The organism is Tenacibaculum sp. MEBiC06402, assembly GCF_049239625.1.
GTDB lineage: Bacteria > Bacteroidota > Bacteroidia > Flavobacteriales > Flavobacteriaceae > Polaribacter.
Genome location: NZ_JBMKKT010000095.1, coordinates 146317 through 167028, shown reverse-complemented (window position 1 = coordinate 167028; position 20712 = coordinate 146317). Strand labels below are relative to the sequence as shown.

Genomic DNA, 20712 nt, shown 5'->3' with positions numbered 1-20712 from the left:
ACAAAATGTCTGAAGCATTATCAAACAGAATTAACAGTTTACCTGTTTCACAAACTTTAGCAATGGCGGCTAAAGCGAGAGAGTTAAAAGGCCAAGGAAAAGATATTATTAGCTTAAGCTTAGGAGAGCCTGATTTTAACACTCCAGATTTTATTAAAGATGCTGCAATTGAAGCCATCAATCAAAACTACAATTCATATACTCCAGTTGATGGATATATTGAATTAAAAGAGGCTATCTGCACCAAATTTAAGCGTGATAATAATTTAGATTATAAACCAAATCAGATTGTAGTTTCAACCGGAGCTAAACAATCTATTGCTAATGTAGCACAGGTTTTATTAAATCCGGGAGATGAAGTTATATTACCTGCTCCTTATTGGGTAAGTTACTCTGCAATTGCAATGTTATGTGAAGCTAAATTTGTGGAGATTCCTTCTTCTATTGATACTGATTTTAAAATCACACCACAGCAATTAGAAGAGGCAATTACTCCTAAAACAAAAATGATATTCTTTAACTCGCCAAATAATCCAAGTGGAAGTATTTACAGTGAAGCTGAATATAGAGCATTAGCGGAAGTTTTAGAAAAACACCCACAGATTTACATTCTTTCTGATGAAATTTATGAGCACATCAACTATGGTGTAAAACCATTTAGTTTTGCTGCAATTGAAAGTATGTACGATCGAACAATTACTGTAAATGGATTAGCAAAAGCATTTGCTATGACAGGATGGAGAATTGGATATATTGGTGCTCCAGATTGGATTGCTAAAGCTTGTACTAAAATGCAAGGACAAATTACATCAGGAACAAATTGTATCGCACAACGTGCAGCAATTACAGCGGTTTCAGCTTCTCCAGATCAAGTACAATACATGGTAAACGAGTTTAAATCTCGTAGAGATATTGTATTAGGTTTATTAGGAAAAATTGAAGGGTTCAAGTTAAATGTACCAGAAGGTGCTTTTTATATTTTCCCAGACATCTCTGCTTTCTTTGGAAAGACTATTAGAGGTAAAGAAATTAAAAATGCAAACGACTTTTCTATGTTATTATTAGAAGAAGCAAACGTTGCAACTGTAACAGGTGAAGCTTTCGGAGCTCCAAACTGTATTAGAATGTCCTATGCTGCTTCTGAATTACAATTAAGAGAAGCAGTTAAAAGAATTAAAGAAGTCTTAAGTTAATTACAAACTTATTTCAAGATAAATTAAAAAGGCAACGACAATGTTCGTTGCTTTTTCTTTTTCATTTTTTTCAAGTACAATACTTTCTTATCGTAATCGATAAATGCCTTTCCTTTTTCCAACACATCAGCACCAATAATTCCATGAACCTTTTCAGCCTTATGTTGTGTTAACGCAGTATTTACATGAGTCATATCAAACAATACTAAATCACAGCTTTTTAGTTTCCAATCACCAATTTTTAAATCATTACCTGACGATTTATAAGTTTCCATATCTGTAGCTCCAGCTCCTGCAGCTTTTACTTCACTTTCTTCAGAAGTTAACTTAAAATAATCCAGTAAATCTAAACCAACACAAGAATTGGAAGCTCCAGTATCTAAAATAAATGTTCCTTTAACCCCATTAATTTTTGCAGATAATTCCAAATGATTTGTAATCATTTTTTTTAATTTGATTCGAACGTATTTCTTTTTACGTAATACTTTTTTCAAACTTGCCATTTCTTGTACTTTTGCATCCGAAAAGCAAAAATACGTCATTACGAGTTGTCAAACAACGAAGTAATCTCATTTAAAAGATTGCCTCAACTTTTTAAGTTTACAATGACAAAAACTTTATAATTTTCTAATATTAATGATTACAGATACACATACACACTTATATTCTGAACAATTTGATGAAGATAGAGATGAAATGATTGCAAGAGCTAAAGAAGTTGGAGTTTCACGATTTTTTATTCCAGCGATTGATAGTTCCTACACGGATAGAATGTTCGAATTAGATAAAAATTACCCGAATGATGTGTATTTAATGATGGGATTACACCCAACTTCTGTGAAAGAAAATTATCAGGAAGAATTGGCACATGTTAAAGAATGGATTGATCAACGAGAATTTTATGCCATCGGTGAAATTGGAATTGATTTATATTGGGATAAAACATTTTTAAAGCAACAACAAGAAGCATTTAGAACACAAATACAATGGGCAAAAGAAAAAAAACTTCCTATCGTCATTCATTGTAGAGATGCTTTTGACGAAATTTTTGAGGTTTTAGAACTAGAAAAAGGAGAGGATTTACGAGGAATTTTTCATTGTTTTACCGGAACTATAGAACAAGCTAAAAAAGCCATTTCGTATAATATGAAATTAGGAATTGGTGGAGTGGTAACATTTAAAAACGGTAAGATTGACAAGTTTTTAAATGAGATAGATTTAGAACATATTGTTCTTGAAACTGACTCTCCTTATTTAGCACCAACTCCATATAGAGGTAAAAGAAACGAAAGTAGTTATATAGAACAAGTAGTTGGAAAGCTAGTTGATATTTATGGAAAATCTTTTAATGAAATCTCAGAAGTTACTACTCAAAATTCTAAAGCTGTTTTTGGTGTATAAATGACTTTAACCACTGTAAATACTAAATTTAATATTCTCAATTTTAAGCATCCTTTTGGATACTTTGTCTTTCTACTTACTTTTACAGTATTTGGCGTTATCATTCATGTTCCCAGTGTTATAACTTTTATTCTTAGTGTGATTACCATAATTTTAATGGGTATATCTTCTTATTCTAGAGAATCCTTAGAAATAGTAAAAACGGGTACATTAAAAATCACAGAAGATTCGTTTATTATTAATCAAAATGAAAGAATATACTATCATCAAATCAAACACATTGAATTATCAAATCACGACTATCAAGGGAGACAATTAAGCACAAACGGATTAATCACAGGTAATTTCAGTTCTGGAACTAGGAATTCTATTGAGATAATTACTATCGAGGACAAAAAAATAAAGAAAAAGCTTCACTTGACTTCAGAAAGACAAATGCATGCTCTTAGCGTATTTTTATCTGAATTTATTATCAATAACTCGTTCATAAATATTAGCAACATTAAACAATTAACTAATATTCTACCAGAAGATTTTAGAAAAAACGATCGATCAAGAAAATATATTGCTCAACTTATTAAAACAGGTAAACTGAATCAACCTGAAGGTTTATTAATTATGAATTATTCATCTTATGAAGAAGCTCAAGATTTAAAGAAACAATACCTTTAGTTGTCAAAAACACTATAATTTTAAAAAAAACAACATACTCTTTTAAAGAAATTTCAGATATTACCCTCGAAATTTTTAATAGTAAATTTTGTTTAACTCAAACAGCCCTTACAAGTTTTCAGAACATCAAATTTTAGCTACACTTATAGGAATAGTGTATTTATGGTTTGGTTTACTGAAAATTTTCCCTCAATTAAGTCCAGCAGAAGAAATTGCTTACCAAGTAATTGATTTAATTACTTTTGGATTATTTCCAAAACAATTAGCCATTTACACTCTCGGAATTGGAGAAATATTAATTGGTTTCGCTCTTGTGTTTTATTCCAAAAAAACAATAGTTATAAAGATTACATTAGCACACATGTTCTGTACATTTTTACCATTATTTGTTTTCCCAGGAGAATCATTTGCTTATTTCCCTTACGCCTTCTCTTTACTAGGACAATACATTTTTAAGAATATTATCATTGTTGGAATATTACTTATATTACTTCGTGAAAATATAAACCAAAAAAAAGCGCTTAGTTGAATCCAGAAACTGCATATTATTCCTCTCCTATTGGAACTATTGAAGTAAAAGGAAATGAGAAAGAAATTCATTCCATTTATTTTATAAATGATGACTTCTCGACTTCGCTCGAAGTGACATCGGGAGAGTTAAAAAAATGTATTCAACAATTGGATGAATATTTTAAAGGAAAGAGAAAGGAATTTGCTTTAACCTTACGTCCTAAAGGAACAGCATTTCAAGGAAAAGTTTGGACTGAATTATTAAAAGTTCCTTTCGGAAAAACTAGAAGTTATTTAGAGCAATCTAAAAAATTAGGTGATGTAAAAGCAATAAGAGCTGTTGCTTCTGCAAACGGTAAAAACCCAATTTCAATTATAATTCCTTGTCACAGAATTATAGGATCGGATGGATCTTTGACTGGATATGCAGGTGGAGTTTGGAGAAAAAAATGGTTACTTGAACATGAAAGTGGCAACAAACAACAGAGTTTGTTTTAAGACCGAAGAAAGAAGACAAAAGACCAAAGTAAGACTTTAGACTTTAGACTTTAGACTTTAGACTTTAGACTTTAGACTTTTAAAACTAATTCAAATTCCTTTTTTCAATAAAAAACCGTTTCATCAAGTTACTACATTCTTCTTCTAACACTCCTGAAACAACCTCGGTTTTTGGATGTAATTTGGTTCCTAAAATTGTAAAACCCGATCTTGGCTCACTAGCTCCGTAAACTATTTTTCCTATTTGTGTCCAATAACTTGCTCCTGCACACATTTGACATGGTTCAACTGTAACATACAACGTACAATCTCTTAAATATTTCCCGCCTAAATAATCTGCAGCTGAAGTAAAAGCCTGCATTTCTGCATGTGCTGTAACATCGTTTAATCGTTCGGTTAAATTATGAGCTCTTGCAATTATCTGATTTTTAAAAACGATAACAGCGCCCACTGGAACCTCTCCTTTATTATAAGCTTCTTCTGCTTCCAAAAGCGCCTTTTTCATAAAATATGTATCGTCAAAAGGATTCATTACAGTTTCTTTTTCAGCTTTTTTTCATTGTAAACTTCAGCAATTGTAGGTTTGGATTTGTCTGTTTGAACTAACTCAAAAACATCCCCTTTTTTTACATATCCTGTTTGTAAAACTTTAAAATAAACCCCACTCTTATCTGTATCCCAAAATTGCTTTACGATTTTCATATCGTTAAATCGAACTCCCAATTTCATGCAAGGTTGTCTCGGTTTAGTCACTTCAATAATAGTCTCTCCAACTTTAAAAGTATCTCCAACACGAAGTTCAGATTCTTCACAATCCGATAATGTTAAATTCTCTCCAAACATTCCCAATTCCCATTCTAAATTTGGATATAACTCTTTAAAGTATTCATAATGTTTTTCCGAAAACGCATAAACAGCTTGATCCATTCCTCCATGATGATTTCTATCACAAATAACATCACCTTTTACATCCTCCACATCTAGGAAAATTGGTTCCTCAACAGGAAATTTAAAGATTCCAGTAGTAACAGTTTTCCCTTTCCAATCTATTTCTCTTCGCTCTCCTATATTTGTAGCAACTATTTTCATACAAATGCGTTTTATACAAAGTTAGCTAAATAAAATAGTTATTTTTACCTAAAATAATTCGATTTGACGTCTATTACTATTTCAAATAATAAGAAAGTATATTTTGCTTCCGATCAACATTTAGGAGCTCCTACTCAAGAAAAAAGTTTCCCTAGAGAGCAAAAATTTGTTCGTTGGCTAGAAGAAGTTAAAAAAGATGCTGAAGCTATTTTCCTATTAGGAGATTTGTTTGATTTTTGGTTTGAATACAAAACGGTTGTCCCTAAAGGTTTTGTTAGAGTTTTAGGAAAATTCGCTGAAATTAGAGATAGTGGAATTCCTATTTACTTTTTTGTAGGAAATCATGATTTATGGATGCGCGATTATTTTGAAAAGGAACTTACTATTCCTGTGTTTCATTCACCACAAGAATTTACGATAAACAACAAACTCTTTCTAATTGGTCATGGAGATGGTTTAGGCCCACATGACAAAGGATATAAGAGAATGAAAAAAGTATTTACATTCCCTTTATTCAAATGGATGTTTCGTTGGTTGCACCCAGATTTAGGAGTAAAACTTGGTCAGTATATGTCTGTAAAAAACAAAATGATTTCTGGTGATGAAGATTTCAAATTTTTGGGAGAAGACAAAGAATGGCTAGTTCAGTATTGCAAACGAAAACTAGAGAGTAAGCATTATGATTACTTCATTTTTGGACATAGGCATCTTCCTCTAGATATTCAATTGAAAGAAAACAGTAAATATTATAATCTTGGAGATTGGATTAATTACTTTACCTATGGGAAATTTGACGGAACGGATTTTTCTTTAGAAGAATATAAATAAAAAGGCACTGAATTGATTCAGCACCTTTTACGTAAACAAAATTGATTAATTCAATTAGAATTTAAAAGTAAGTCCTCCTCTAAAGGTCATACCATTAAATCCAAATTGGTTAACTTCCCAAGGATATCTAAAACGACCTCCTAAATCGGTAACTACATCTCCACGTGTATCAATTTCATCGGGGTAAACATCGAATAAATTATTTACGGTAACATTTAACGATACTAAGTCTGAAAATTCATAACCCAAAGATAAATCGGTAACTACTTTACCTGTAAAAGTTTGGTCTTTTAATGGGTCCGATGCATGTTGCCATGTAACTTCACCAAAGAAAGTATTATTTACAGCAGCATTGAATTTACCAACCTCGTAGGTTCCGCCAAATAAAAATTTTGTGTTCGGACGAGCACTGATAATTCTTGACTGCTCTTTTCTATTGAAAATATTGTTTTTGTAATTCGCTAAACTAGCTGGTGTTTTTACCTCTCCTTCTAGTTCTGTATTATTTATATTTAATGCTAAGTTAAATCCGAATTTACCTGACCATAAAGGAATATTCTTATAACGCATTGTATAGTCGAAACCTTGTGTAATTGTATTTACTGCGTTGATAAAAAACTTGATACTCGTAACTTGATTAGCATCTAAAATTTGCTGTACAGCTGCGTTTGGATTTCCGTTATCATCTGTTCCTCCTATTTCTCCAGTAAATAACACCCTATCATTAACCCTTACATTATAATAATCTAATGAAATAGTGAAATTTCTAGAAGCCTTAATGGTTAATCCAGCAGAAATATTTTCAGAAGTTTCTGCAAACAAAGGCTCAACGCCTAAATCTCTAATTACCGGACTAACATTGTTAAAAGTACCTTGATTAGAAATTGTTCCTCCAGAAACTAAAGTTTGTACGTTACTTAAATATACTTGATGTAAAGATGGCGCTCTAAAACCTGTACTATAAGAACCTCTTAAAACACCTGCTTCTCCAACTTTATATCGAGAGTTTACTTTCCAGGTTGTATTTCCTCCAAAATCAGAATAGTTTTCATAACGAACAGCTCCACCGATTAATAAATCCTCATTAATATCCCAATCTAAAGTTCCATAAGCACCAACGTTAGTTCTTGTTTCATTTAAAGCATTACTAGGTTGTAATCCTGGGAAAGATTGCGCTCCTCCTCCAAAATAAGAAGCTTCTTCACCTGCCGTAACTTCAAAACGTTCTTGTCTTGCTTCTACTCCAAAACCAAAACTTACATCTTCGCCAAACTGTCTGTTAATATCTAAATTTCCAATGATATTGCTAAATCCATATGCTCCGGCATCAAAAGTTGTTGGACTATTTGCTCCTAAATCAACATTTATCGTATTTCCTATAGTGTAATCTACCGTATTACCTCCATAAGTTGCACTTAAATCAGTATTAAAATCACCTAATTTAAATTTACTTCCAGCCGTAAATAATATATCTTGAATATCAGTTTCAAATGTTGGCTGAAAACCATCATATGTTTCTCCTGGAGGTGTTAAAAGACCAAAATCATCAGTAATCCAATATGGTGTTCTATATAAAGCAAAACTTTTTCCTTTTCTGTAGTTGAATCCACCAAAGGCATATAATTGAACATCATCATTTAAATCATATTCTCCATTAATAAAGATATCTCCTTTAGTCATTTCCGGTTGCCCGATGATCATTCCTAAATCTGGATTATCTCTTGTCCATTGATTATCTACTCCAAACAAATCATCCTTTCCTGGCTCACCGGCTCTATCTGTGTAATCTTGATGATAACCACTTAAGGTAGCATTTACAAAACCACTATCTCCTATTGAAAATGTGTGATTTACGTCTGCTCCATAGTTCAATCCATCGCCAACTTTGGTAACACCTGAATAAGCATTTACCTGAGTGAAATCAATATCCTTTTTAAGAATAATGTTTACAACCCCAGCTACGGCATCAGAACCATATTGAGCAGAAGCTCCATCTCTTAATACTTCGACTCTTTCTATGGCTGCAGTAGGAATACTCTTCATATCTGTTCCTACTTCTCCTTTACCTGGTGTGTCGTTCACATATACCAAAGCGCTTTGGTTCTTACGTTTACCATTTACTAAAACCAATGTTCTACTTGGCCCTAAACCACGTAAATCAGCTGGATCAAAATGAGCAGTTGCATCAGAAACTGTTTGATTACTTGAGTTATAAGAAGGTACAGTATACGTTAATGCTTGATCGATACTTGGCTGACCTGTAGTTTGTAATTCCGCTAAACCGATATTATCAATAGGCACAGCAGAATCTAAAATAGTTCTAGGCTTTGATCTATTACCAGTTAAAACAACCTCATCTAAAAGATCGCTCTCTTCTTTTAAAACTACATTTACAGAACTCCCATAGGAAACACTTTTTTCCACAGAAGAAAAACCTACTGACGAGATAACAATTGTCGATGGACTATTTTTAAGTGTTAAAGTGAATTGACCCAACTCATCGGTTGTTGTCCCATTTGTAGTTCCTTTTTCAATAACGTTTGCATAAGGAATTGGTTCTCCCGAAGAATCCTGAACCTTACCTTTGACCGACTGAGCAAAGGCACAAATTGAAATTAAGTACAAGCTTACAGCCAATACTTTGGTTAAATAGCTAGTTTTTATCATTTTATTTTAAAGTTTGGGTTAATGATTATACAATCAAATTTAACACTATATTCAACAAAAACAACTTTTAATTATATTTTTAATAATAAATCACAAATCTATTTGTTTAGTTTTCTAGTTTTTTAACTTTTAGTTTACATATTTCATACACAAAACTCACTTAACCTTTAACCTACTTTTAACAAGAAAAAAAATGTTAATATTGTAGCTTTGTTCACTGAAATTATAACGAATAACATTTTTTACATATGGATGTAGATGTAAGAGCTATTAATGAAAAAATTGAAGTTGAAAGTGCGTTTGTAGATTTACTTACAAATGAAATGAATAAAGTTATTGTTGGTCAAAAAGACATGATTGAACGACTTTTAATTGGCCTATTAGGAAATGGGCACATACTATTAGAAGGAGTTCCAGGACTAGCAAAAACCTTAGCAATCAATACATTATCTAAAGCTGTTCAAGGAAGTTTTAGTAGAGTTCAGTTTACACCAGACCTTCTTCCTGCAGATGTAGTAGGTACGATGATTTACAATGTAAAAGAAAATGATTTTTCTATTAAGAAAGGGCCTATTTTCGCCAATTTCGTTTTAGCTGATGAGATTAACCGTGCACCTGCAAAAGTGCAGTCTGCATTACTTGAAGCGATGCAAGAAAAACAAATTACTATTGGGGATGAAACTTTTAAGTTAGATGAACCTTTCTTAGTAATGGCAACTCAAAACCCAGTTGAACAAGAAGGAACGTATCCACTACCTGAAGCTCAGATGGATCGTTTTATGTTGAAAACAGTTATCGATTATCCGAAATTACAAGACGAGCAACTCATTATGAGACAAAGCTTAAATAATAGCTTTGGTAAAGTGAATCCTGTAGTTTCATTGGATAAAATCATAAAGGCTAGAGAAGCTGTAAATGAAGTTTACATGGACGAAAAAATTGAAAAGTATATTCTTGACATAATTTTCGCTACACGTTATCCCGAAAACTACAACTTAAGTAAACTGAAACCTTTAATAAGTTTTGGATCATCTCCTCGTGGAAGTATTGCCCTGGCAAAAGCTGCTAAATGCTATGCTTTCATAAAACGAAGAGGATATGTAATTCCTGAAGATGTTAGAGCAATGGCTCACGATGTGTTACGCCACAGAATTGGCATCACGTACGAAGCTGAAGCGGAAAACATGAGTTCTATTGATATTATTAACACTATCATCAACGAAGTTCAAGTTCCTTAAACTAACACCAAACCAACTTAGATTACAATCAACTAGCCATTCACAAAATAATTTAATCCCTTAAAATTTTTGCTAAGAATGACTTTTAAATTAACAACGTACAAAACGTTAACTGGTGAAAAACAAATTTTAGAAACAAAAAACCAAAAGAGTACCGAAGCTGTTATTTATGAAAACAACCAACCAGCTTACTTGGTTGATTGTTTTGATTTACAAACAGAGTCTAATGTGCAAATGAATTATTTAGTTCTTTGCCAACAAAGAAGTATGAAAAATGTGATTGAGGAAATAGGAGAAAAAAACAACGTTGATTTAAGCGTTAAAGAAGCTCCTTTCTTTGCCATTAAAAAATCATCAGAAGATAAAGATATAAAATTACCACCTCTACCACTAGAATGGGTAAATTAATATATGGACACTAAAGAGTTACTTAAAAAAGTTCGAAAAATAGAGATTAAGACAAAACGCTTGTCGAATCATATATTTGGCGGTGAATACCATTCAACATTTAAAGGCCGTGGAATGACTTTTTCTGAAGTTCGTCAATACCAATTTGGTGATGACATCAGAGCTATTGATTGGAATGTTACTGCAAGATACAACGAACCTTACGTTAAAGTATTCGAAGAAGAACGCGAACTTACCATGATGTTAATGGTTGACGTATCTGGTTCAGAACTTTTTGGTACCTCAACACAATTCAAAAAAGATACTGTTACTGAGATAGCTGCTACGCTTGCATTTTCTGCTATACAAAACAATGATAAAGTTGGTCTTATTTTGTTCTCAGATCAAATTGAATTATATATTCCTCCTAAAAAAGGAAAAAGCCATGTCCTTCGAATTATTCGAGAATTAATTGAGTTTACACCAAAAAGTAGACGCACAAATATCAATGAATCTTTAAAATTCTTATCAAGCGTAATGAAGAAAAAAGCTATTGTATTTATGCTTTCTGACTTCGTTGATGAGAACTACGAGAGAAACTTAAAAATTGTTGGAAACAAACATGACTTAACAGGTATTAGAATTTATGACAAGTTCGATGAAGAAATACCAAACTTAGGTATGGTTCCTATGCTTGATAATGAAACTCTAGAAGTAAGACTTATCAATACCAGTTCTAAATCTGTAAGAACAAAGTATAAAGCCAATGCTTTACGATTAAAAGATGAATTTCAAACATCTTTTAAGAAAAGTGGATTAGGAACTATAGATATTCGAGTAGATGAAAGTTATGTAAAAAAGCTATTAGGATACTTTAAAAACAAAGGATAAATTGAAGAAAATTTTACTCTACATAGCATTATTTTGTTCAGGTTTGATGTCAGCACAAACTTCTCCAGTTGAAGCTGAATTGGATACAACTAACATCCGTATTGGTGAACAATTTGAGTATAAAATATCTGTTGACGGTACCGAAAACGTAATCATGCCTAAACTTGAACTCAACGGAATTGAAGTCGTTGATAGTTTGCGTTTAGACACAGTAAAAAATAAACTCATACAACGGTATATTTTAACAGGCTTTGATAGCGGTGCTTTTTACATTCCGCAACAACAAGTTTTTATAAGAAATCAAGCACATTTAACCGATAGTTTGCTTATTAATATTGCCACAGTAAAGATAGATACCACTAAGGTTAAAATGTTTGAAATAAAAGGAATCAAAGGAGAACCTTATCAATTTGATGACTACAAAAACACTCTTTTCTGGATTTTAGGAATCATTTTAATAGTCACAACTGTTCTATATTTTGCATTAAAAAGAAGTGATTCAGATGAAATTAAAACCAGAGAACAGCTACTCAACCCATATCAAGAAGCCGTTCGAAGTCTTAAACTTTTAGACGAAAAATTACTTTGGCAAAACAATAAAGTTAAACAATACTACAGTGAACTTACCGATATTGTTCGTAATTTCATTGAGCGTGAATTAAACGTACCTGCTTTAGAGACGACTACAAGTGGTTTGATTGAAACTTTATCTGATTTTAATGAAACAAAATCGATTCTAACCGATAAAGACACCATTCAAAGTTTAAATAAACTGCTGCAACAAGCAGATTTGGTAAAATTTGCTAAATCAAAACCTTTAGCTCATGAAATCGAAGCTGATCGTAATATTGCAAAACATATCGTAGATAATATTAAGCCTAATATAGAAGTTGAGGAAATAGCAGAGGTAGATCCGGTAATAATTGTGGAAAAACCAATCGTTAAAAAACCATCAGTTTTACTAAAAATTACAGCAATTATTTTAGCTCTTACTTTATCTGTAGCTATTGCATATGCTATTACCAAATCAATTCCGAAGTCGAACTCGTTAAAAAATCCGGTAACAAATGTTGAATAATTTCGAGTTTCATAGTCCAGAATTTTTATGGCTGTTTGTGTTAATACCATTTTTAGTTCTGTGGTTTTTCTCAAGTAGAAAAAAAGAAAATACATTACTTTCTGTTCCTAGTATTAAAAGTTTTGACGGAGGCAACTCTCTTTTACCAAAATTAAAACCATTATTACATGTATTTAGGCTACTAGCTCTTTCAGCTTTAATTATCGCTTTAGCACGACCTAGAAATGTTTCGGTTAGTAAAAAAACAAAAACCAATAAAGGAATTGATATTGTAATGGCAATTGATGTTTCTGCGAGTATGCTAGCGAAAGATTTAAAACCTAATCGATTAGAAGCTTTAAAACGTGTAGCTGTCGATTTCGTTAACAGAAGACCAAATGATAGAATTGGGATTGTTGTTTATGCTGGTGAGAGTTTTACACAAACACCAATTACAAGTGATAAGTCAATTGTAAAAAGAACAATCTCAGAAATTAAATGGGGACAATTAGAAGGAGGAACTGCCATTGGAATGGGATTAGGTTCTGCGGTAAACAGATTAAAAGAAAGTAAAGCTAAAAGTAAAGTCATAATTTTACTTACTGATGGAGTTAACAACGCAGGATTTGTAGATCCAAAAACAGCGACTGAATTAGCTAAAGAGTTAAATATAAAAGTTTATACCATAGGTATAGGAACAAATGGAATGGCTCCTTTTCCTTGGGCCAAAGATCCTAGAACTGGTAAACTATCTTTTAGAAATCAACAAGTTGAAATAGACGAAAAATTATTGAAGTTTATCGCTAACGAAACAGATGGACAATATTTTCGTGCAACTGGTAATGCCAAACTAAAAGAAATTTACGATGAAATCGACAAACTTGAGAAGACTAAAATAGAAGAGTTTAAATACTATAATTATTCAGAAAAATACCGCTTATGGGTACTTTTAGCTGGTATATTTTTAGTGTTAGAATTTATTTTACGAAATACAATCTTTAAAAGCTTTATTTAAAATATGTATAAGTTAGAAGAACCAATATATTTTTACTTTTTTGCGATAATACCCGTTATTATTGTAATTTTTCTATTGGTTTTATGGTGGAAAAAACGAACTCAAAAGAAGTTTGCGGACCTCACTCTTTTAGAAAGGTTAGCTCCAAATTTATCTACTTTTAAATCTGTTTTAAAACTTACTTTTCTTCTCCTAGGTTTATCTTTTTTAATAATCGCTTTAGTGAATCCCAAAATGGGCACAAAGCTTCAAACCGTTAAACGAGAAGGGGTTGACATTATTTTTGCTTTAGATGTTTCAAAAAGTATGCTTGCTCAAGACATTGCTCCGAATCGATTGGAAAAAGCTAAACAGATTATTTCTAAAATAATCGATAAACTTGGCAGTGATCGTGTTGGAATTATTATTTACGCCGGAAATGCTTATCCGCTATTACCGATAACAACAGACCATGCAGCTGCAAAAATGTTTTTACAAAATGCCAATCCTGATATGGTTTCTAGTCAGGGAACCGCGATTACTGAGGCCTTAGATTTAGCAAAAACATATTATAACAACGATGAGCAAACAAATAAATTCTTATTAATTATCTCCGATGGAGAAGACCATCAAGAAGAAACAAAACAAAAGGCGCAAGATATTGCAAATGAAGGTGTAAAAGTTTACACTGTTGGTGTTGGAACAGAAAAAGGTGGCCCAATACCAATTGAACTGAATGGTGGGTTAATTGGTTATAAAAAAGACCGAAAGGGAGAAACAGTTATTACACAAAGAAAACCCGATATTCTTCAAGGAATAGCCGATGCTGCAGATGGAATTTATATTGATGGAAATAAGACTGAACAACCTGTTAAAGCAATTGAAAAGATTATTTCAAATGCGCAGAAAAGCGAGTTTGAAACAAAGCAGTTCTCTGATTATAAAGATCAGTTTCAATGGTTTTTAGGAATCGGATTTCTGTTTTTATTTATTGATGTTTTCTTCTTTGAAAGAAAAACAAAATGGTTAAAGAAAGTAGATTTATTTAATGAAAAGGAGGAAAAGTAGTATGAAAAAAATCATTCAAATACTTGTAATAGTTCTCATTTGTTTTGCCAATAACATGGAGGCACAACAAGATACTATTAAATTAAAAAGAGAAGCGAGATCATTACTGAGAGAAGGAAACAAGCTATACAACAAGCAAAAGTTTGATGAAGCTTCTATAGCCTACAGGAAAGCCTTAAGTAAAGATACTAAATACGATAAAGCAAGTTATAATTACGGAAACACTTTATATCAAGAGAAAAAATATAAAGAAGCTGTCTCTCAATATGAACTTACCACAAAAACTGCTAAAACCAAAGCCGAAAAAGCTGAGGCTTATCATAATATTGGAAATGCAATGATGGAGCAGAAACAATATCAACAAGCGGTTGAGGCATACAAAAACGCGCTAAGAAATAACCCTAGCGACGACGAAACTCGTTATAATTTGGCAGTAGCTAAAGAAAAAGCAGAAAAGGAAAAACAACAAAACAAAAACGACAAGAACAAGGACAAGAAGAATCAAAAGAATAAAGATCAAAACAAAGATCAAGACCAAAAAAACAAAGATCAGAATAAAGATAAGAAAGAAGGAGACGATAAAGATCAAAAGAAAAACCAAGATCAGAAGAACAAAGACGACAAACAAGATCCTAAAAACGATCAGAACAAAAAAGATAATAAGCAGCAGAAACCTCAACCAGGTAAGATGACTCCTGAGCAAATGAAACAGTTGTTAGAAAGTTTAAACAATGAAGAGAAAAAAACTCAGAAGAAGATGAACGTAAAGAAATCAAAAGGTAGAAAAATTAAACAAGAAAAGGATTGGTAAGAATTAGCAAAATTTTAAGACCAAAATCTTAAAAATCAATTATTTTATCCTATCAAAAAAATAGTATTTTTGTCCGATTTGAATTTACAAATGAAATTAAAGTTTATTACATTTTTCGTATCACTGATTACATTATCAGTCTTTTCACAAAAGACTGAGCTTGTAGCCAAAGTAAGTAAAAATAAACTTGGGCTAAACCAACGACTCCGTGTTGAATTTTCAATTAACAAGCAAGGAGCTGATAATTTTGTTCCACCTAATTTCAAAAATTTTAAAATCGTTGGCGGACCAAGTCATTCTGTGAGTCAGTCATGGATTAATGGTAAAGCTACTTTTTCTCAAAAGTATTCTTACATAATCAAACCTCTTAAAAAAGGAGAATTCAATCTTCCTTCGGCAAGCATAGAACTTGAAGGCAAAAAATTACAGTCGAAACCAGTAAAGATTATTGTAACTGATCCTGTAGAGGTTCCAAAAAACCCGAATGACCCAGATTATATAGCCGAACAAAATATTCATTTAGTAGCTGAAATTTCAAAAGCTAGACCTTATGTGGGAGAAGGTATTTATGTAGAATACAGACTATATTTTAGCAACAATGTTGGTATATATGACAATGCCGTTACAGAAGCTCCTCAATACAATGGATTTTGGAATCAAGAGATTAAAAGAGATGGTTCTCAAGTAAAAACAGCTATGTATAATGGAGAGCAATATCGTTATGCTGTATTAAACAAAGCACTTCTTATTCCTACAAAATCTGGAAAACTCACTATAGATCCAATGAAAATGGATATCGTTGTTGCTGTTCCTACTGGTAGAGGTGATTTCTTTGGAAATCCAATTACAAAACAAATTAGGAAAGAATATTCTTCAGCGAGAAAAACAATAAACGTAAAACAGCTACCTCTCGAAGGTAAACCAGAGAGTTTTACCGGTGCAGTGGGTGAATTTTCTTATGAATTAACTTCTTCAAAAAATGTTTTGAAGGCCAACGAATCCTCGCAGATAAAGGTTTCGGTAAAAGGTAAAGGAAACTTAAAACTATTTGAGCTTCCTAAAATTGAAACCCCAAAAGAATTAGAAGTTTACCAGCCTGAACGCAAGGAGAAAGTGAGTATTACTACTACTGGCTTAAACGGGTCCGTAATTGATAATTACACTGTTGTGCCGCAGTATAAAGGAAAGTATAAAATCCCAAGAACCGAATTTTCATATTTCAATCCTAAGGATGAAAAATATCATACCATTTCAACCGATGATATTTTTGTTGATGTAACTGAAGGGAAAGAGCTGGTCACAAGCTCTACTGAAAATCAAGTTGTAAAACAAAATGTGGTTACAACAGGTAAAAACTTTAGATATATTCAAACTTCGACAGATTTAGCACCAATTGTTAAATCGGACTTTTTCAAGTCGACCTTATTTTATTTACTATTACTATTACCAATTGTTTTTATTCCAATAGCAATACTTGTTAATAAAAAGAAGGAAGAAAGAAATGCTGATATCATTGGAAGTAAACAACGTAAAGCAGATCGTTTAGCTAGAAAATATTTATCTGAAGCTAAATCGCATTTAGGAAATAAAGAAGCATTTTATGAAGCTCTCGAAAGAGCTCTACATAACTATTTGAAAGCTAAATTAAGAGTAGAAACATCAGATATTAGTAGAGAGAAAATTAGTCAATTATTACAAGAAAAGGGTGTTGAACAAAACGTAATTAATGATTTTATCGGTGTTTTAAAAGATTGTGACTTTGCTCGTTACACACCAATTACTAACGTGCAAATGAATCAAGAATATGAAAAAGCAAAACAAGTAATAACCCAAATAGACAAGCAATTATGATGAGAAAAATCGTTTTACTACTTGCGTTTTTTACTTTAAATACTATCATATCGCAAAGTTCGAATGAGTTATTTGAGCAAGCCAATGAATATTATAAAAACCAAGAATATTCAAAAGCCATTACACTCTATGAACAAATTGAAGAAACAGGAGAAGTCTCTTCAGAGTTATTTTACAATTTAGGTAATAGTTATTACAAGATAAATAAAGTCGGTCCGTCTATTTACAATTATGAAAAGGCATTACTTCTTAATCCTTTAAATGAAGATGCACAAAATAATCTCATTTTTGCTAAACGCCTTTCTTTAGATAGAATTGAAGAATTACCGAAGTCGGTTCTACAAAAATTCAACGAGAATTATTTGAGCAAATTAAGTTATAATCAATGGGCAGTGTTGGCCGTAATTTTATCCTTTCTAACCTCATGTCTCTTCTTGTTATACTATTTTTCGCAAATACCTTCATACAAAAGGTTTTACTTTACTTCAAGTATACTTAGTGTGATTTTTTTAATAGCAGTTTTGTCTATAACGTTAAATCAATACAAGAAAGCTTCCAACACAATTCAAGCTATAGTTTACGCCACAGAAGTATCTGTTAAAAATGAACCTATAAAAAATGCTGATGAAGCTTTTGTACTTCATGAAGGAACAAAAGTATTTGTTTTAGATGAAGTAGATGACTGGAAAAAAATTCGTTTAGTGGATGGTAAAATTGGTTGGTTAAAAAAAGATCAAATCAATATTTTAAGTGTTTTTTAGCTTTTTTTAACAGCTAGCTCATCAAGTTTTCATATTTTTATCAACCTAGTAATATGAAAACGCCATTCTTAACATACTTTTTCGCTATAACTTTAATTACTTCTATAGCATTGCCTACTTATTTAAGTTTAAGTGAAAATGCATGTGAATATTCATTAGTTATTAATGATTTTGAAGACGATTCTGAGCAAACAGAAAAAAACCTTGATACAGATGTAAAAATAATCCATTCGTTTCAAGAAATGATTGCCTACAAATCGGTTAATACCGAAAACAATATTGTTTTTTTATCGAGAGAATATAGTGCTCTTTCACTTAAGGTTGACTCTCCTCCACCTGAATTTTTCTCTTAAAATCTCAAATACATTTCTGACAAATAACAAAAAAATAAACCGACAACTTAAAAAATAAGTTCAATAACTAATACATTATGTTTAAAAAAATTAAAAGTGATTTACCCGCTAGTATAGTGGTTTTTTTCGTAGCGCTACCTTTATGTTTAGGTATTGCTTTAGCAAGTGGTGCTCCACTATTTTCAGGTTTAATTGCAGGTATCATTGGTGGTATCGTAGTTGGATTTTTAAGTGGTTCTGAAATTGGAGTTAGTGGGCCAGCAGCTGGTTTAGCCGCAATTGTATTAACTGCTATTACCGCATTAGGTGGATGGGAAAATTTCCTTGTAGCAGTTGTTTTAGGAGGAATCATACAAATTATTTTTGGTGTTTTACGCCTCGGAATCATTGGGTATTACTTCCCTTCTTCTGTAATTAAAGGAATGCTTACCGGTATTGGTATTATCATTATTTTAAAGCAAATCCCGTACTTCTTTGGTATCGATAAAAATCCAGAAGGCGATTTTGCATTTTTGCAACTAGACGGTGAAAATACTTTTACCGAATTACTTAAAACACTAAACGCTTTACTTAGTGGAAACTTTGATAAAGGAGCTACCATTATCGCGTTAATTGCAATGGGAATCTTAATTCTATGGAGCAACGTTTTAAGCAAAAAAGGAAAAATATTTCAATTAATCCAAGGACCTTTAGTCGCTGTTGTCGTTGGAATCTTATATTTCTTTTTTACTAGAAATTCAAATTTAAACTTGTCTGCTGAACACTTAGTTTCTGTTCCAGTACCTGAAAGTTTTTCAGACTTAAAGTCGTTGTTAGCTTTCCCTAATTTTGCAGTAATTACAAGAGCAGATGTACTTGTTACAGGTTTCACAATAGCACTTGTAGCATCTTTAGAAACTTTATTATGTGTAGAGGCAACTGATAAATTAGACCCACACAAAAGAGTAACTCCAACGAATAGAGAATTATTAGCACAAGGAGCAGGAAATGTTGTTTCTGGTTTAATCGGTGGTTTACCAATTACTCAAGTTATCGTGCGTAGTTCCGCTAATATTCAGTCAGGTGGACAAACCAAAGCCAGTGCAATTATTCATGGATTCTTCTTATTAATCTCAGTATTAACAATTCCTCATATTTTAAATTATATTCCATTGTCTGTTTTGGCAGCAATTCTTTTCATTGTTGGATATAAATTGGCAAAACCTTCAACCTTTAAAGCGATGTATAATGGTGGATGGATGCAATTTGTTCCATTTATTGTCACCGTAGTTGGTATTGTTTTTACAGACCTTTTAAAAGGTATCGCATTTGGTCTAGCAGTTGGAATTTTTATCGTTCTATATAGAAGCTTCAAAAACTCGCACTTCTTACATAAAGAAGGAGAAGATATCGATGATGGAAAAATAAAAATGACACTTGCTGAAGAAGTTACTTTCTTCAATAAAGGGGCAATTTTAAAAGAATTAGATAATTTACCAGAGAACAGCTTTTTAGAATTAGATGTAAGAAAAACCAAATATCTAGATAACGATATTATCGAAATTCTGGAAGATTTTGCAGTAAAAGCAAAAGAAAGAAATATTAATATTAAGTTATTCTCAGAAAGAGGAGTCGTTGAAAACCCTCCTAGTTATATTGAGTTTTTCAAACTTAGACCAAAAGCTAGTTAGCAATTTTTAACTAATTATAAAGAAACCCCTAAAGACTATTTAGTTAAGGGTTTGGCAAATTAAAAGAAGACATAAAAACCATTAAACAACAACATAAAAATGAGAAATAAAGCATTAACAAAAGATTTACAGGCTGCTTATACACCGCAGTCGGTATTAGAAGACCTACTTGGAGGTAATGAACGTTATGTTGCAAATAATTTAACTAATTCTGACGTAACTGAATTAGTAAAACAAACTACTGGTGGACAGTTTCCTAAAGCGGTTATTTTATCTTGTATTGATTCACGCGTACCGGTCGAATTAGTTTTCGATCAAACTATTGGAGACGTGTTTGTTGCTCGCGTTGCAGGAAATTTTGAAAATACTGATATTTTAGGAAGTATGGAATATTCGTGCGCAGTTGCTGGTAGTAAATTAGTATTAGTTTTAGGACACGAGAGTTGCGGAGCAGTAAAAGCCGCATGCGATGGAGTAGAATTAGGAAATATTACAGCTATGCTAAGCAATATTACTCCAGCTGCAAAAATGGCCTCAGAGCAAGTTGATGGTGTAGCAGATTCTTCTAATAAAGAATTTGTTGCTCAAACAGTAGAAAACAATGTAAAATTAACGATTGAAAGAATTAGAGAAAAGAGTAAAATTTTACAAGAAATGGAAGATAATGGAGAAATATCTATCGTAGGAGGTGTTTATTCATTAGCAACTGGAAAAGTAAACATGTTATAAAATTATAACACAACCATAAAAAAAGCGATGATTAAATCATCGCT

Annotated in this window: 22 protein-coding genes; 18 read left to right on the top strand and 4 right to left on the bottom strand. The window is 32.1% G+C overall.

Annotated elements, in window-relative coordinates:
- The first annotated feature begins 5 nt into the window (after positions 1–5).
- Positions 6–1193: a pyridoxal phosphate-dependent aminotransferase gene (locus ACOSP6_RS09160; RefSeq protein WP_422095595.1), complete on the top strand. Its 1188-nt coding sequence runs from the start codon at positions 6–8 to the stop codon at positions 1191–1193.
- 23 nt (positions 1194–1216) lie between these two features.
- Here ACOSP6_RS09160 and ACOSP6_RS09155 read toward each other — a convergent pair whose 3' ends face one another.
- Entirely contained in the window at positions 1217–1696 is a 480-nt protein-coding gene (locus ACOSP6_RS09155) for a retropepsin-like aspartic protease (protein ID WP_422095594.1), read from the bottom strand.
- A 133-nt stretch (positions 1697–1829) separates the two neighbouring features.
- Between ACOSP6_RS09155 and ACOSP6_RS09150 the strand changes: the two genes are divergently transcribed.
- The 4 genes from ACOSP6_RS09150 (at position 1830) to ACOSP6_RS09135 (ending at position 4274) form a co-directional block, all read left to right on the top strand.
- Positions 1830–2594, top strand: a complete 765-nt coding sequence (locus ACOSP6_RS09150; protein ID WP_422095213.1) for a TatD family hydrolase — start codon at positions 1830–1832, stop codon at positions 2592–2594.
- A 156-nt stretch (positions 2595–2750) separates the two neighbouring features.
- Positions 2751–3266, top strand: a complete 516-nt coding sequence (locus tag ACOSP6_RS09145) for a hypothetical protein (protein WP_422095212.1) — start codon at positions 2751–2753, stop codon at positions 3264–3266.
- An 88-nt stretch (positions 3267–3354) separates the two neighbouring features.
- Complete coding sequence (locus ACOSP6_RS09140; RefSeq protein ID WP_422095211.1) at positions 3355–3795, top strand: doxx family protein; 441 nt, start codon at positions 3355–3357, stop codon at positions 3793–3795.
- Positions 3792–4274: a methylated-DNA--[protein]-cysteine S-methyltransferase gene (locus tag ACOSP6_RS09135; RefSeq protein ID WP_422095209.1), complete on the top strand. Its 483-nt coding sequence runs from the start codon at positions 3792–3794 to the stop codon at positions 4272–4274. The genes ACOSP6_RS09140 and ACOSP6_RS09135 overlap by 4 nt, the downstream gene beginning before the upstream one ends.
- An 85-nt stretch (positions 4275–4359) precedes the next feature.
- On the opposite strand, the gene ACOSP6_RS09130 is transcribed toward ACOSP6_RS09135, so the two are convergent.
- Together ACOSP6_RS09130 and ACOSP6_RS09125 are read right to left on the bottom strand one after the other, a co-directional pair.
- Entirely contained in the window at positions 4360–4806 is a 447-nt protein-coding gene (locus ACOSP6_RS09130) for a nucleoside deaminase (RefSeq protein ID WP_422095208.1), read from the bottom strand.
- Positions 4806–5363, bottom strand: coding sequence for an MOSC domain-containing protein (locus tag ACOSP6_RS09125; protein ID WP_422095207.1), 558 nt, complete (start codon positions 5361–5363; stop codon positions 4806–4808). Before ACOSP6_RS09125 ends, ACOSP6_RS09130 begins: the two co-directional genes overlap by 1 nt.
- Positions 5364–5426: 63 nt before the next feature.
- Here ACOSP6_RS09125 and ACOSP6_RS09120 point away from each other — a divergent pair, with 63 nt between their 5' ends.
- On the top strand, positions 5427–6191 hold the full coding sequence (locus ACOSP6_RS09120; protein WP_422095206.1) for a UDP-2,3-diacylglucosamine diphosphatase: 765 nt from the start codon (positions 5427–5429) through the stop codon (positions 6189–6191).
- A gap of 54 nt (positions 6192–6245) precedes the next feature.
- Here the strand turns inward: ACOSP6_RS09120 and ACOSP6_RS09115 are convergent, their stop codons facing one another.
- Positions 6246–8858: a TonB-dependent receptor gene (locus ACOSP6_RS09115; RefSeq protein WP_422095205.1), complete on the bottom strand. Its 2613-nt coding sequence runs from the start codon at positions 8856–8858 to the stop codon at positions 6246–6248.
- A gap of 248 nt (positions 8859–9106) precedes the next feature.
- On the opposite strand from ACOSP6_RS09115, the gene ACOSP6_RS09110 reads away from it, so the two are divergent.
- From ACOSP6_RS09110 to ACOSP6_RS09055, 12 genes are all read left to right on the top strand, one after another.
- Positions 9107–10096: an AAA family ATPase gene (locus tag ACOSP6_RS09110; protein WP_422095204.1), complete on the top strand. Its 990-nt coding sequence runs from the start codon at positions 9107–9109 to the stop codon at positions 10094–10096.
- Between the two features lie 78 nt (positions 10097–10174).
- Positions 10175–10504 (top strand): hypothetical protein, encoded by a 330-nt coding sequence (locus tag ACOSP6_RS09105; RefSeq protein ID WP_422095203.1) that lies wholly within the window; start codon positions 10175–10177, stop codon positions 10502–10504.
- Between the two features lie 3 nt (positions 10505–10507).
- Positions 10508–11374 (top strand): DUF58 domain-containing protein, encoded by an 867-nt coding sequence (locus ACOSP6_RS09100; protein ID WP_422095202.1) that lies wholly within the window; start codon positions 10508–10510, stop codon positions 11372–11374.
- A 1-nt stretch (position 11375) separates the two neighbouring features.
- The gene (locus ACOSP6_RS09095; RefSeq protein ID WP_422095201.1) at positions 11376–12452 is read left to right on the top strand and encodes a hypothetical protein; all 1077 of its coding nucleotides are present in this window, start codon (positions 11376–11378) and stop codon (positions 12450–12452) included.
- Positions 12442–13446 (top strand): vWA domain-containing protein, encoded by a 1005-nt coding sequence (locus ACOSP6_RS09090; RefSeq protein WP_422095200.1) that lies wholly within the window; start codon positions 12442–12444, stop codon positions 13444–13446. Before ACOSP6_RS09095 ends, ACOSP6_RS09090 begins: the two co-directional genes overlap by 11 nt.
- A gap of 3 nt (positions 13447–13449) precedes the next feature.
- A complete protein-coding gene (locus tag ACOSP6_RS09085; RefSeq protein ID WP_422095199.1) occupies positions 13450–14493 on the top strand; it encodes a VWA domain-containing protein in 1044 nt (347 codons plus the stop codon).
- Between the two features lies 1 nt (position 14494).
- Positions 14495–15304 (top strand): tetratricopeptide repeat protein, encoded by an 810-nt coding sequence (locus ACOSP6_RS09080; protein ID WP_422095198.1) that lies wholly within the window; start codon positions 14495–14497, stop codon positions 15302–15304.
- 90 nt (positions 15305–15394) lie between these two features.
- Positions 15395–17155 (top strand): BatD family protein, encoded by a 1761-nt coding sequence (locus tag ACOSP6_RS09075; protein WP_422095197.1) that lies wholly within the window; start codon positions 15395–15397, stop codon positions 17153–17155.
- Complete coding sequence (locus ACOSP6_RS09070) at positions 17152–17916, top strand: hypothetical protein (protein ID WP_422095196.1); 765 nt, start codon at positions 17152–17154, stop codon at positions 17914–17916. Before ACOSP6_RS09075 ends, ACOSP6_RS09070 begins: the two co-directional genes overlap by 4 nt.
- A gap of 53 nt (positions 17917–17969) precedes the next feature.
- A complete protein-coding gene (locus ACOSP6_RS09065) occupies positions 17970–18269 on the top strand; it encodes a hypothetical protein (RefSeq protein WP_422095195.1) in 300 nt (99 codons plus the stop codon).
- Between the two features lie 77 nt (positions 18270–18346).
- Positions 18347–19939 carry a SulP family inorganic anion transporter gene (locus ACOSP6_RS09060; RefSeq protein WP_422095194.1) on the top strand — a complete coding sequence of 531 codons (1593 nt, stop codon included), beginning with the start codon at positions 18347–18349 and terminating at the stop codon, positions 19937–19939.
- A gap of 99 nt (positions 19940–20038) precedes the next feature.
- On the top strand, positions 20039–20668 hold the full coding sequence (locus ACOSP6_RS09055; RefSeq protein WP_422095193.1) for a carbonic anhydrase family protein: 630 nt from the start codon (positions 20039–20041) through the stop codon (positions 20666–20668).
- The last annotated feature ends 44 nt before the right edge of the window (positions 20669–20712 follow it).

Bases quoted from the DNA above. Each gene is read 5' to 3' on its own strand.
- ACOSP6_RS09110 (WP_422095204.1), top strand. From the start codon at position 9,107: ATGGATGTAGATGTAAGAGCTATTAATGAAAAAATTGAAGTTGAAAGT.
- ACOSP6_RS09115 (WP_422095205.1), bottom strand. From the start codon at position 8,858: ATGATAAAAACTAGCTATTTAACCAAAGTATTGGCTGTAAGCTTGTAC.
- ACOSP6_RS09105 (WP_422095203.1), top strand. From the start codon at position 10,175: ATGACTTTTAAATTAACAACGTACAAAACGTTAACTGGTGAAAAACAA.
- ACOSP6_RS09130 (WP_422095208.1), bottom strand. From the start codon at position 4,806: ATGAATCCTTTTGACGATACATATTTTATGAAAAAGGCGCTTTTGGAA.
- ACOSP6_RS09090 (WP_422095200.1), top strand. From the start codon at position 12,442: ATGTTGAATAATTTCGAGTTTCATAGTCCAGAATTTTTATGGCTGTTT.
- ACOSP6_RS09065 (WP_422095195.1), top strand. From the start codon at position 17,970: ATGAAAACGCCATTCTTAACATACTTTTTCGCTATAACTTTAATTACT.
- ACOSP6_RS09060 (WP_422095194.1), top strand. From the start codon at position 18,347: ATGTTTAAAAAAATTAAAAGTGATTTACCCGCTAGTATAGTGGTTTTT.
- ACOSP6_RS09075 (WP_422095197.1), top strand. From the start codon at position 15,395: ATGAAATTAAAGTTTATTACATTTTTCGTATCACTGATTACATTATCA.
- ACOSP6_RS09160 (WP_422095595.1), top strand. From the start codon at position 6: ATGTCTGAAGCATTATCAAACAGAATTAACAGTTTACCTGTTTCACAA.
- ACOSP6_RS09150 (WP_422095213.1), top strand. From the start codon at position 1,830: ATGATTACAGATACACATACACACTTATATTCTGAACAATTTGATGAA.
- ACOSP6_RS09080 (WP_422095198.1), top strand. From the start codon at position 14,495: ATGAAAAAAATCATTCAAATACTTGTAATAGTTCTCATTTGTTTTGCC.
- ACOSP6_RS09085 (WP_422095199.1), top strand. From the start codon at position 13,450: ATGTATAAGTTAGAAGAACCAATATATTTTTACTTTTTTGCGATAATA.
- ACOSP6_RS09055 (WP_422095193.1), top strand. From the start codon at position 20,039: ATGAGAAATAAAGCATTAACAAAAGATTTACAGGCTGCTTATACACCG.
- ACOSP6_RS09070 (WP_422095196.1), top strand. From the start codon at position 17,152: ATGATGAGAAAAATCGTTTTACTACTTGCGTTTTTTACTTTAAATACT.
- ACOSP6_RS09100 (WP_422095202.1), top strand. From the start codon at position 10,508: ATGGACACTAAAGAGTTACTTAAAAAAGTTCGAAAAATAGAGATTAAG.
- ACOSP6_RS09125 (WP_422095207.1), bottom strand. From the start codon at position 5,363: ATGAAAATAGTTGCTACAAATATAGGAGAGCGAAGAGAAATAGATTGG.
- ACOSP6_RS09155 (WP_422095594.1), bottom strand. From the start codon at position 1,696: ATGGCAAGTTTGAAAAAAGTATTACGTAAAAAGAAATACGTTCGAATC.
- ACOSP6_RS09145 (WP_422095212.1), top strand. From the start codon at position 2,751: ATGGGTATATCTTCTTATTCTAGAGAATCCTTAGAAATAGTAAAAACG.